Genomic DNA, 12,243 nt, shown 5'->3' with positions numbered 1-12,243 from the left:
TTATAGACCGGAAGGCTGTAATTTGAAGATTGGGTAATGATAATCATAACTGCGGCTCGAATGGAGGGATAGCATCATGAAATGGAGAAGATTATGGTCGCTGCGGCGCTGGTCGCATGTATTTCAGCGTATTTTCGGTTATATCGCCTCCTCCGAGGTTTCACTGCCGGACAAGCTCTTGTTTCTGGTTCCGGTCATACTCTACTGGGTGCTCCCGGATCTGATGCCTCTGCTGCCGATCGACGATATCGGCTTTACGATGCTGCTGATGAACTGGTTCGTTTCGCGCGTCGAACGAAAGTATCCCCAATTGCTGCAGGACAAGCAGCGGCGAACGGTGAAATAAGGCTGCTTAAGCTTTGCATATCCAGAGGAAATGGCCTGGTCCTACCGTACGGGAGGGAATTGCCTCATTACCCTGCTCTTGCGCATATTCCTCACTATGGTCTACAATAAACTATTGAATGCATCATCTTAGAGGAGATGAACGAATAGTGAAATGTAAAATCACCCGCAATGCGGCCAAGGTTATAAAGCGTGAAATGGCGAAGGAAGAGAATGCAGGAAAGCTGCTTCGGGTTATCGTGACCCATGCGCACGGCGATCATGCCCACTACGGGCTTGATTTCGATACGCCGAAGGAGAACGACGAAGTGGTTGCGACCGATAAAGAGATTGATGTGATTCTGGAAAAGGGGCAGCCGTTCCTTGATGGCGTCAAGATTGATTATCTCTACTTTCCACAGGAAGGCTTCGAAATCACGAATCCGTCCAAAGGCAATCACGGCGACCACTAGGTTGCTGCAGTAAAGAAGGTATGAAACATGGCAAATGATATAAGAGTCTGCGAGAAATGCAAGCATACGAGACTGAAGACCCTTATCCCGAAAATCAAGAAAATGGCGCCTGACGCCGAGATCAAAATTGGATGCAAATCTTACTGCGGACCGTGCGGCAAACGTGCATTCATTTATATCAACGGCCGATATGTCAGCGCGCCGACGGAGGATGAAGTGCTCGCCAAGGCGCAGCCGTTCATCAAGTAGATTCCAGGCGAGCATAATTTGACGGCTTCACCCTGATAATTCCCTTATGAAGGGTATAGTTCCTGCCTTGTCCATCCATGCTAAGAAGGCAACAGGAACCTGAACTTCAGAAGGGAGCAACCAACATGAACAGCCACGATTCCAGTCTTCATTCCAACAATCCCAGCAATAGCGCTCTGGATTCCGTAGAAAAGCTGCACCGTGCCGTATCCTCGGCAATGTCGCATCCTACGGAGCAGCTGATCCGGCAGGCTGAGAATTCCCTCTCCCACACGGAGCGGGCGGTTTCTCAGGTGATGGAGCAGGGAAGTCCGAACGCCGTAGAATTGGCGGAAGAGCTGTTAGGCGAGGAGAAGGAACGTCTGTCCAAGCTTCGTTCAAGCAAGAAATAGGTATGAATCCTGTGCAAGCCCGCTATTCGAGCATTAAAGCTCTATAGCGGGCTTTTTTGTAGTGTGCGGCCCAATCATCCGGCCCGTTTAGCGATGCGTACCCGATCGGCCGACATCCAGGTCATTTTCCACAAAATAAAGCCCCTGTATCCACTTGGCTGCCCAAATGGACGAACAGGAGCTATTGATCAAGGTTTTGAGATTGCAGAAGAACTCGAAGCTTTAAATTGACGGAGCAAATCATACATGATCACCTGATCCGACACCTGCAGCATTTCCTGCGTTTCCTCATATCCCTGGCTGCAGGCCTGAATATCGGTCGGCTGACGGCTAGCCAGATCATAGCAGGTGCCGCCCTGAAGTCCGGCGGCCTCGGATGGCAGATAGAACACCTTCCCGTCGGAAAATGCCCCGGTACGCAGCGGAATCAGCCGCTCTTCGTCTCCGAATAGATGCCCGCCGATCCAATAAGGGTCTGCCGCTATCCCAAGCAGGTGGAGAATCGAAGGCGCCACATTCATCATGCCGGAGGGTTCCGGATACACGCCCGCACTGCCGCCGTCCGGCAAATGAATGAGGAGCGGTACTTGATTCATGATCTGCTCCATATCGAGCGGACTTAGCTCGCGTCCCAAAAATTTCTCGTAGTCCTCTTTTTCCTTAATGGAGTTGTCATGGTCCCCATAGATTAACAGGATGGTGTTATCCCACAGCCCCTGCTCCTTCATCTGCTCGACGAGCTCGCCGAACGCAGCGTCAACGTAATGAACCGACTGAAGATAATCCCCCAGCATCGATCCCTCGAGTCCGCCGATGTCCAGCTTGCGTTCCGCTTCGGGGAGATGATACGGATGATGGCTTGACAGGGTGATAAGAAACGAATAGAACGGCTGCTTGATATTCTTCATATAATCGAGCGACTGGTCGAATAAGGCTTTATCGCTCAGGGACCAGCCCAGCACATCGTTCATCACGAAATCTTTCTTGCTGTAAAAATGGTCGTATTTCATCTCGCGGTACATCGTCGTCCGGTTCCAGAAGCTTGCATCATAGGAGTGAAAGACGTTGGCGGAATAGCCCTGGTCCTTCAATATTTCCGGAAGGGTATCGAAATCCCGGTCCGCGTAGCGGGTAAATACGGAGCCCGTCGGCAGCGGCAGCAGCGAGCTGTGCGTGACGAAGTCGGCGTCGGAGGTCCGTCCCTGTCCGGTCTGATGATAAAAATTGCTGAAATATAAACTCTCCTTCATCAGTTTATTGAGATTCGGCGTAATTTCCTGACCGTTCACGGATTGTCCGATCACGAAGTTCATCAAGGCCTCCGTTTGAACCATGATGACATTGCTGTCTTTATACTTCCCGAACAACCCGCCTGCATTCGGCTGGGTGGACCTCCTGGCCTCAAACCATTCCCGAATCCGCTCGATCTCCGTCCCGGCGAGCTTCGGCTGGCTGATGACATGATCCCGGCTGTAGCGATACAGATCATAGCCATGAAAGCCGATCAATCCGGTAACGTTATACAGCGTAATATTCCACCAGTTGCCTTCGAACAGGCCGACCGCCCACGTATCCGACGCCCGTTTAATGGGAACCAAGGTCATGCCAAGACCCAGGATCAGAGCGAGTGACCCGGATACGAGACGAAGGATAAGCCTTCTTCTTCGCTCCTGCCGAAGCTCCCCTGCAAACGATAGTCCGCGTGCCGCCCCGGATCCTTTTTTACGCAGCAGCATGATGACAGTGAACGGGATCATGACCAGCCAATCGATAACAAAGAACAGATCTCCCGCGTCTGTCAGGGACCGGATGCTGTCGCCCAGCGAGCTGACCTGACCGGCTTGAAGCAGCACCGGCACCGTTATGAAATCGTCGAAATAGCGGTAGTATACGAGGTCTGCATAGAGGATGCCGGTCCACAGCATGTTTAACAGCGTCAAGGAGACGAGCCTTGCCTTAGGGGGAAGCCACAGGGTCCAGAACGAGACGAGAAGCAGCGAGCCGACCGCAATGACATAGTCCGCCTGATCGAGCTTGATCTGGGTCAGCCGGAGCCTGTCGTCGAACAGAACCAGCTTGTACATCATGAGTATGAGAAAGATCCAAAATGCCGTGAATCTGTAGTGTAAAATACGGGCGACCCGACTTCGCAGGCCACGCCTGGCGTGAAATGATAGCAATGTTAGATTCCCTCCTTCTAGCATCGGGAGTTCCCCGATTCGAGCCGGTGTTATCGATGATTACATTTATAACATAAATGAGGCGCAAACTCATATGTCCCCCAAGAGGATGCAAGCTCTCGAAAGAGCAAAAAGCCGCCCTGCAGGCGGCTCTGGCGTGATAGGCGTGATATAAAGCCTTGCTCCAGCTTTACGATTGTTCAGGCGCAGGTTTACGCGGAGGTAACGGGCCTAAGTACTGATAGTACTGGCATTCGATCCGGCCGTTATACAGCTTGCGCCGCTTGTCCGCCTTGCGGCCGAAATAATGCTCGAACTGCTTGGTCGGGCTGAGCGCGAAGAAGGACCATGTCGGCAGCGCCCCGGTCATCGTGCCCAATTGGCGGATCAGCCGCTCTACCTCCGGCTTATCGCTCAAGCGCTCGCCATACGGAGGGTTCGTGATGATGCAGCCGAATTCTCCTTCAGGCAGCGCTTTGGCGGCAGGGAGAATCTTAAAGTCGATCTCGCCGGCAAGTCCGGCGCTTTTGGCTGCCGCCTTGGCCACTTCGATCGCCTTCGGATCGATATCGCTTCCCGCGATGTGAAGCGGGATGTCGTCGGTTACGGCATCGAACGCTTCTTCTCGCGCCTCCTCCCACAGCTTATCCCCGATGATACCCCAGTGCTCGGAAGGGAACGAGCGGCGCAGACCCGGCGCGATATTCCAAGCTTGCATAGCGGCTTCAATCAATATGGTACCGGAGCCGCAGCACGGATCATACAGCGGACGGTGGGGACCCCAGCGGCTGATCTGCAGGAGGGCGGACGCCATCGTTTCCTTCAGGGGCGCCTCGGTCACGAGCTTGCGGTATCCGCGTTTATGCAGAGCCGGTCCCGTCGTATCGAGCGTTAATAAAGCGCGGTCTTTCAGCAGCGACACTTCGATGACGTACCGGGGACCGTCTTCGGGAAACCACTCGGTACGATGCGACAGCTTTAGCTTCTCCACGATCGCCTTCTTGACGATCCCTTGGCAGGCGGGAACGCTGCTCAGCTGGGATTTATGGGAGCGTCCTTCGACCGGGAATTCCCCGCGCGCGGGAATCCACTGCTCCCAAGGGAGCGCTTTGGTTCCCTCAAAGAGCTCGTCAAAGGTCATCGCTTTGAACTCGCCCATTTTCACCAAAATGCGGTCGGATGTCCGAAGCCACAGATTGCAGCGGCAAATATCGATCAGGTCGCCGGAGAAGGTCACTCTTCCGTTCTCTACTTCCATATCGGTATATCCGAGCTCCTTCAGTTCCCGGGCGACAATAGCTTCAAGGCCCATAGGGGCGGTTGCGATCAATTGTAATCGAGGCATTAACGGTGTCAACTCCATTTAACATGTGTACGGCGCTTCACGCCGCCGGTTCAATCTTTATAGTATAGGCGATTGCATTCGCCAAGACAATTGTCTTATGATAGACCTCGTTAGGTTTAACGGATCATTTTAAGGCTTAAAGCCTGAAACAAAGGAGGCGGCATCACTTGCTGACGACCCCTGACGATTATGTTAATCAATTATATCCCGAAGATGACGAGCTCAAGCAGGTACTGCAAGCCATTAGGGAAAATGGGATGCCCGAAGTATCCGTAGCACCCGCTTACGGCAGGCTGCTGACACTGCTCGTGCAGACTTCAGGCGCGCGCAGCATACTGGAGATCGGCGCCCTCGGCGGCTACAGCGGCATCTGCCTCTGCCGGGGTCTTCCGGCTGATGGCAAGCTCACCTCGCTCGAATTGAAGGAGGAGTATGCGCAGCTGGCCGGCCGCCATCTGGAGAAGGCGGGCTTTAAGGATCGGGTGGAATACCGGATCGGTCCTGCGGCGGACAGTCTGGCGGAGCTGAAGCGGGAAGGGAAGACGTTTGATTTTTTCTTCATCGATGCCGATAAAGAGAATTACCCGCTGTACCTGGATTATGCCATCGAGCTGGCGAATCCGGGAGCGCTGATCGCAGGAGATAACTGCTTCCTGCGCGGAAGAACGCTGAATTCGGATAAGAACGGTCCATCGGTGCAGGCCGTACGCCGGTTTAATGAACGAATCGCGACGGATGACCGGCTTGTGAGCACGCTGCTCCCTGCTTACGACGGGCTGATTCTGGCACGAGTAAAGTGAATGTACCCACAAAAAGGGAGATCCCGGACGTATGCCGCCGGGATCTCCCTTTTTGTGTATGGGTTCTTATGTGTGCCGCTACCGGAATTTCGGAGCAGGCTTGCTCGCAAACAGCTTCCTTCTTACCCACAGCATATTGATGATCAGCAGGCAGCCGGAGGTGATGAACAATCCCTCGATCCCGATAAACCCGGCTAAAAAACCGCCGATGACGGCGCCCAGCATATTGCCGAGCGCGAGCGAGCTTGTGTTGAAGCCGAATGAACGGCTCTCCATACCGTCCGGCGTGTACGAGCGGATCAGCGCATTGACGCTCGGCAGGAGTCCGCCCATAAAGACGCCCATCATGAACCGCACCAGGATCAGCTGCCACACGGACTGTACGAATGCCTGCGGGATCAAGGTGAGCCCGGTGCCGATCAAGGCATACGTCAATATCCGATGTGCACCGACCTTGTCGCTTAGCCTTCCGAGGATCGGTGAGGCGATCATGTTGGAGAGGCCGGTTACCGCAACGACGAAGCCGGCCCATATCGCGATATCCTCGGCCGTGCCGTGAAGCTTCTGGACGTACAGCGGCAAGAGCGACATCGGACTGATCATTGCGAACTGCAGCAGAAACGTAACGGCGAACAGTGACGGAAGCTGCGGAATATGGCTGAGCTCCTTCAGGCCGCCGATAACCGAGACCTGAGGCGTGTGAGCGGCTTCCTCCCGGTCGAATTTTTCCTTAACCAGAAACAAGGCAAGCAGCGAAGCGGCAAATATCAGACCGCCTGTAATGAAGAAGATCGGACGGTATCCGACCCAGTTGGCCATGACGCCGCCGATCAAGGGGCCAAGGATCGTTCCGGCAACTTGTCCGGATTGCATGATGCCCATGGCAAAGCCCATCCGGTTCTTCGGCGTGGTGCCCGATACAAGCGATATCGCCGCCGGGTTGAAGCCGGAAATCGTCCCGTTCAGCAGACGCAAGGCAAGCAGATGCCATGGATGGGTGGCAAATCCCATACAGCCGATAACGATCGCCATGCCGAACCCCGAACGAAGCAGCATCAGCTTGCGGCCGTACTTGTCGGCCACCTTCCCCCAGATCGGTTGAAAAATAAATGAGGTCAGGAAGTTGGCTGCGAATATGAGTCCTGCCCATACTCCAATTTCCCGTTCCCCCGTGACATGGAGGTCCTGCGCCAAATACAGTGTCAGGAACGGGGTGATCATCGTCATCCCGGAGTTGACCAAAAACTGCCCGAACCAAAGCACAATGAGATTGATTTTCCAACGGTTCAATGTGCTCACTCACTTCCTTTCTAAGCTGTCCAGCCCGAAGTGATCCGGGCCCTCAAATTATGCATACCCTAAAAAATGCCGTTCTTTCAGTATAACACATCTGAAAAGCGCCAAATGTTGACAATGTCATAAGATTGTCATCTGATTTTCATAGGATGTCCATGTAAGACGGTTGTTACTTACTTTTAAAAAGGGCATAATGAACATTAGGAAACTTTATACACATTGATGAACTATGATGAACTATGATGAACTATTGATGGGGGCCTAATCATGACCTACAACGATCAATTTATCCGCGCATGCCGCAAGCAGGATATCAGCCATGTTCCTGTATGGTACATGCGGCAGGCCGGGCGCTATGACCCGGAGTACCGAAAGATTAAAGAGAAATACTCCCTTCTGGAAATTTGCAGCCAGCCCGAGCTTGCGGCTGAAGTGACGCTGATGCCGGTACGGAAGCTCGGTGTCGATGCGGCGATTCTATATTCCGACATCATGAATCCGGTTGCTTCGATCGGGGTCGACTTCGATATTGTGAAAAATATCGGGCCCGTTATCGATCAACCGATACGTACAGCAGCCGATGTCGAAAAGCTCCGCCCGATTGATGTGGAGGGCGATCTTGGACATGTGCTGGAAACGATCCGAATCTTGGACAGAGAGCTGGAGGTGCCGCTCATTACGTTTGCGGGCGCGCCGTTTACGATCGCCAGCTATTTGATCGAAGGAAGACCTTCGAAAAATTATCTGCGGACGAAAGAGCTCATGTACAGCGAGCCGAAGGTATGGTTCTCCTTGATGGACAAGCTCGGCGATATGGTCATCGCTTATCTGAGAGCGCATGTGAGCAATGGCGGCAAGGCGTTCCAGCTGTTCGACAGCTGGGTCGGCGCGCTGTCTCCTCAGGATTTCCGCACCTTCGTCCTGCCGACGATCGAACGGATTTTTGCGGAGCTGGCGGATTTGAACGTGCCTAAAATTTATTTTCCGGGCGTCAGCTCCGGAGAGCTGCTGCCGACCCTGACGGAACTCCGGGCCGACGTCATCGGCCTCGACTGGAGAGTGTCCATTAGCGAAGGGCGCCGCCGCTTGGGCGGTAAATATGCCGTTCAAGGCAACCTCGATCCGACCGTGCTCACCGGTCCGATGCCGCTGATTCAGCAGTATGCGAAAGAAATTATCGATCAAGGGATTCAAGAGCCCGGCTTTGTGTTTAACCTGGGGCATGGACTGTTTCCGGAAGCTTCGCTGGAGAAGCTGCGCGAGCTAACCTCCTACATCCATGAATACTCGGCGCAGGCATTAAAGACCGCCGCACAGCGAGCTTAGAGAACGAATACTTAATAGCTAGAGGTGAGAAGGTTATGAAGAATAAAATTGGCGTGTTGGTCATGTCCTACGGAACGCCGGAAAGCATGGAAGGAATCGAAAGCTATTATACCCATATCCGCCGGGGAAATAAGCCTTCCGAGGAGCAGCTGCGCGAGCTGACGGAACGCTATGAGGCCATCGTGGGAGGCGTGTTCCCGCTCCGCGAGAATACCGACCGGCAGGTCCGTACGCTGCAGGACACGCTGAACGTGGACCCCCGCGCGACGGATGTCGAATTCGTTTGCTATCAGGGACTGAAGCATGCAGCTCCGTATATTGAAGACGGCGTGGAGAAGATGGTGCAGGACGGGATTACGAAAGCGGTCGGAATCGTCCTTGCGCCCCATTATTCTACGATGAGCATCGGCTCTTACGTGAAGCGGGCGAAGGCGAAAGCCGACGAGCTTGGACTCGACATTTCGTTCGTGGAAAGCTATCATCTGCATCCGAAGCTGATCGAGGCATTTGCGGACCGGGTATCGGCGAAGCTGAACCAGTTCGAGGAAGCTGGAGCGAACCGGGATAGCGTGCGCGTGCTGTTCAGCGCTCACAGCCTTCCGGAACGGATTCTCTCCATGGGCGATCCTTACCAGGATCAATTGCTGGAGACATCGAAGGCTGTAGCGGAGAAGGCCGGCGTGAAGCATTGGCAGTTCACTTGGCAAAGCGCGGGACGGACGGCGGAGCCGTGGCTAGGCCCGGACATTCTGGATACGCTCCAGACGCTGAATAAAGAGGAGCAGGTCGAGGATGTGCTTGTCGCTCCTGTCGGCTTCGTCTCGGACCATCTCGAGGTGCTTTATGACCTGGATATTGAGGCGAAGAGCATCGCCAAAGAAATGGATATGCGGCTTGAGCGGATCGACTCGTTGAACAGTGATCCGCTGTATATGGAAGCGCTCAGCGATTCCATCATTACCCTTCTGAACCTGTAAACGCACACGCCTAGCGTTTATACGAACCGGATCATGTCAAGGCAGAACCCCCCGTTAACCGGGGGGTTCTATTCTTTATAGGGATGCTGGTATAATGGGAGAAGCGACCTAATGCGAAGATCTCATCAGTGAATGAAGGAGTGCCCTATGCATCTGTCACGATCGGAGAAAAGCAAGGCCAAGAAGAAGGCCCGTAAGCAGCGGAGCGGACAGGTATGGTTAATCCTTAACCTTTGCCTGATTATGATGATCGCTGCTCTGCTGATCTATTATTTTAAGTTTAAGCAGCACGACCCGGCCGCGGGAACGGCCTACCCGGATCAGGCGGGCATCGGCATGGAAGGCGGCAGGGAAGCGGACCCGGGATCCGGGAAGGGCGCTGGCTCCGGCTCGTTCGATACCGGCGAATTGGAAGATCCCGATCCGGAGATTCCGGTTGCTGAAATAGAGGAAGTGCGGGATTCCGGCGAGGAGGAGCGGGTCGTTCTGCATTTTGCCGGGGATAGTTTATTCTCGGGCAAAGTGGAGAACGCCCTTAAGCAGCATGGCTATGATTATCCGTACCGGCATCTCGGCACGGCGTTTCTGGACGATGATCTGACCGTCTTAAACCTGGAGACTCCGGTGACAACGCGAGGCGTAGCCGCCGCGAATAAACAATTCGTGTTCAAGTCATCGCCGGATGTGCTGCCTGCGCTGCGGGCTGCCGGGGTCGAGGCCGTAAATCTGGCCAATAACCACATCCTGGACCAGGGTCAGGATGGGCTGCTCGATACGCTCAAGCACCTGGACGACCACGAGATACGCTACGTAGGGGCCGGCAGGAATGAAAAAGAGGCCTTTGCGGCACAGTATTTCGAGCTTAAAGGAATGACGGTGGCACTTCTCGGCTTCAGCCGCGTGCTGCCCGAAACGACTTGGTATGCGCTGGAGAACCGGCCCGGGGTCGCCGGTGCTTATGATCATGTTTTGCCGAAAGCGGTTGAAGCTATCGCCGCGGCAAGGCAGAAGGCCGATCTCGTCATCGTGATTCCGCATTGGGGTCAGGAGCTGCATAAGACGCCGGATGCGAACCAGATCAATCTGTCCCGCGCCTTCATCGAAGCCGGCGCAGACCTGATCATCGGCGGACACCCGCATGTGCTGCAGGGACTGGAGCAATATAAAGGAAAATGGATTGCGTACAGCACGGGCAATTTTATTTTTACCAAATCCTCCAATGCCGATACGTGGAAGACCGCGGTCTTTCAAGCTTCCTGCAATAAGCAGGGTGCATGTGACATCAAGCTGACGCCATACCGGACGGAAATCGGACAGGTCATTCCGCTCGAAGGCAAGGAGGCAGAGGCCGTGCTGAAGGAAGTCCAGTCCCGATCGATCGGCGGCGTTACCGTTACGCCTCGAGGGGAGGTAATCCCGGGAACGGCCAAGGAAATCTAAGCTACCAGTTACACCAAGGAGGTGCCATCATGAACAATTTATGCGTGGCCCATCGCGGCTTCTCCGGCAAAGCTCCCGAAAATACGCGCGCAGCCATTCAGATGGCGATGGATGAGCCATTCGTGCATTGGATGGAAATCGACGTGCAGCTGACCCGGGACGGCGTTCCCGTCGTCATCCACGATTTCAGCGTGGATCGGACCACAACCGGGCGCGGGAAGGTAAAGGACCTGACCTGGCAGGAAATTCGGAGAATGGATGCAGGCCAGTGGAAAGGACGCCAGTTCAAGGGAGAGCAGGTTCCTTCGCTGGACGAAGTGCTGCAGATGGTCAAGGGACGGCTGAAGCTGAACATTGAACTCAAGACAAGCGGCGATATGTACCCGGGCTTGGAGGAGGCCGTTCTGGAGCGGATTCGCGCATACCATATGCTGCCGGATGTGGTGCTTACCTCCTTTGAGCCGAAGGCGCTCATCAAAGCGAAGGAATTGGAGCCTGAAGTTCGAACCGGACTTATTATCGATGCGCATCCCCGGAATTTGATATCCCGGCTTAAGCAAATGAAATGTTCGTTTTTATCAATCGGGTACTCCCATCTGGATGCGGCCTTTGCAGCCGAGCTGGTGCGGAACGGGATCACGCCGATGGCCTGGACCGTGGATGATGCCAAGAGCATGCGGACACTGGCCAAGATGAGCCCGGACATTATGATCTGTACGAACCGCCCCGATACGTGGGGGCAGATTTTTATTCAGAAAATTGCGCCCAAAGTTCCGTTCTGGCGACGAAAATGGAGGTTCTAATACCATGTGTGCATTAGTGAGTAACGTATATTGTGTCGGACGCAATTATCAGCTGCATGCGGCAGAGCTCGGCAATGCCGTTCCGGAGGAGCCGATGATATTCCTCAAGCCTTCCCATGCTGTCGTTCCTTTGGACGGCAGCGTGCTGCAGCTGCCGCTGGACCGGGGCAGTCTTCATTTCGAAGGGGAGCTGGTCATCCAGGCAGCCCGGGATTACGAGCCGGGGATGAGCGTTGACGAGCTGGTCGATACGATGGCGCTCGGCATTGATTTTACGCTAAGGGACGTGCAGTCCGTTATTAAAGAAAAGGGACACCCTTGGACCGCGGCGAAAGCCTTCAAATCGTCCGCTCCGCTGACAGCATCCATCGCCTTTCCCGGCACGGAGTCGCTTGCGGATACGGACTTTACGGTGATCAAGAACGGGGAAGAGGTACAGCGGGGGAATGTGAAGGATATGATTTTCTCCCTTCAGACGATTGTCGACTATATCGGTAAGCATTATGGCTTGGGTAAAGGAGATTTGATCTTTACGGGAACGCCGGCGGGTGTCGGTCCGACTGTATCCGGTGATGTATTTGAGTTGTACTGGGGCGATGTCCGTCTGGGCCGCTGCGAAATCGGTTAAGCATTACGCG

At 54.3% G+C, this 12,243-nt stretch carries 13 protein-coding genes; 10 read left to right on the top strand and 3 right to left on the bottom strand.

Features of this window, described 5'->3' with window-relative positions:
• Positions 1–76: 76 nt before the first annotated feature.
• The 4 genes from NST08_RS21100 (at position 77) to NST08_RS21085 (ending at position 1,438) form a co-directional block, all read left to right on the top strand.
• On the top strand, positions 77–346 hold the full coding sequence (locus tag NST08_RS21100) for a hypothetical protein (RefSeq protein ID WP_007127673.1): 270 nt from the start codon (positions 77–79) through the stop codon (positions 344–346).
• A gap of 148 nt (positions 347–494) precedes the next feature.
• Entirely contained in the window at positions 495–797 is a 303-nt protein-coding gene (locus NST08_RS21095) for a HesB/IscA family protein (protein WP_007127674.1), read from the top strand.
• A gap of 27 nt (positions 798–824) precedes the next feature.
• Positions 825–1,046 (top strand): DUF1450 domain-containing protein, encoded by a 222-nt coding sequence (locus NST08_RS21090; protein ID WP_210095048.1) that lies wholly within the window; start codon positions 825–827, stop codon positions 1,044–1,046.
• A 125-nt stretch (positions 1,047–1,171) separates the two neighbouring features.
• Positions 1,172–1,438 (top strand): hypothetical protein, encoded by a 267-nt coding sequence (locus tag NST08_RS21085; RefSeq protein WP_007127676.1) that lies wholly within the window; start codon positions 1,172–1,174, stop codon positions 1,436–1,438.
• 188 nt (positions 1,439–1,626) lie between these two features.
• Here NST08_RS21085 and NST08_RS21080 read toward each other — a convergent pair whose 3' ends face one another.
• On the bottom strand, positions 1,627–3,618 hold the full coding sequence (locus tag NST08_RS21080) for an LTA synthase family protein (RefSeq protein ID WP_387730636.1): 1,992 nt from the start codon (positions 3,616–3,618) through the stop codon (positions 1,627–1,629).
• Positions 3,619–3,808: 190 nt separating this feature from the next.
• Positions 3,809–4,963: a THUMP domain-containing class I SAM-dependent RNA methyltransferase gene (locus NST08_RS21075; protein ID WP_210095050.1), complete on the bottom strand. Its 1,155-nt coding sequence runs from the start codon at positions 4,961–4,963 to the stop codon at positions 3,809–3,811.
• A gap of 167 nt (positions 4,964–5,130) precedes the next feature.
• Here NST08_RS21075 and NST08_RS21070 point away from each other — a divergent pair, with 167 nt between their 5' ends.
• Positions 5,131–5,763 carry an O-methyltransferase gene (locus NST08_RS21070; RefSeq protein ID WP_007127679.1) on the top strand — a complete coding sequence of 211 codons (633 nt, stop codon included), beginning with the start codon at positions 5,131–5,133 and terminating at the stop codon, positions 5,761–5,763.
• Positions 5,764–5,841: 78 nt separating this feature from the next.
• Here NST08_RS21070 and NST08_RS21065 read toward each other — a convergent pair whose 3' ends face one another.
• Entirely contained in the window at positions 5,842–7,062 is a 1,221-nt protein-coding gene (locus NST08_RS21065; RefSeq protein ID WP_007127680.1) for an MFS transporter, read from the bottom strand.
• Between the two features lie 264 nt (positions 7,063–7,326).
• On the opposite strand from NST08_RS21065, the gene hemE reads away from it, so the two are divergent.
• The 5 genes from hemE (at position 7,327) to NST08_RS21040 (ending at position 12,233) form a co-directional block, all read left to right on the top strand.
• On the top strand, positions 7,327–8,385 hold the full coding sequence (hemE, locus tag NST08_RS21060) for a uroporphyrinogen decarboxylase (protein WP_210095051.1): 1,059 nt from the start codon (positions 7,327–7,329) through the stop codon (positions 8,383–8,385).
• A 35-nt stretch (positions 8,386–8,420) separates the two neighbouring features.
• Positions 8,421–9,362, top strand: coding sequence for a ferrochelatase (gene hemH / locus NST08_RS21055; protein ID WP_210095052.1), 942 nt, complete (start codon positions 8,421–8,423; stop codon positions 9,360–9,362).
• A gap of 147 nt (positions 9,363–9,509) precedes the next feature.
• Positions 9,510–10,802, top strand: coding sequence for a CapA family protein (locus NST08_RS21050; protein ID WP_210095053.1), 1,293 nt, complete (start codon positions 9,510–9,512; stop codon positions 10,800–10,802).
• Between the two features lie 29 nt (positions 10,803–10,831).
• Positions 10,832–11,605 carry a glycerophosphodiester phosphodiesterase gene (locus tag NST08_RS21045; RefSeq protein WP_341032717.1) on the top strand — a complete coding sequence of 258 codons (774 nt, stop codon included), beginning with the start codon at positions 10,832–10,834 and terminating at the stop codon, positions 11,603–11,605.
• Positions 11,606–11,609: 4 nt separating this feature from the next.
• Positions 11,610–12,233: a fumarylacetoacetate hydrolase family protein gene (locus NST08_RS21040; protein WP_210095055.1), complete on the top strand. Its 624-nt coding sequence runs from the start codon at positions 11,610–11,612 to the stop codon at positions 12,231–12,233.
• The last annotated feature ends 10 nt before the right edge of the window (positions 12,234–12,243 follow it).

The organism is Paenibacillus sp. FSL K6-1566 (genome assembly GCF_038050475.1).
Classification (GTDB): Bacteria; Bacillota; Bacilli; order Paenibacillales; family Paenibacillaceae; genus Paenibacillus_AQ; species Paenibacillus_AQ lactis.
The sequence above is the reverse complement of the archived record's forward strand: the minus strand, read 5'-3'. Positions and strand labels throughout refer to the sequence as shown.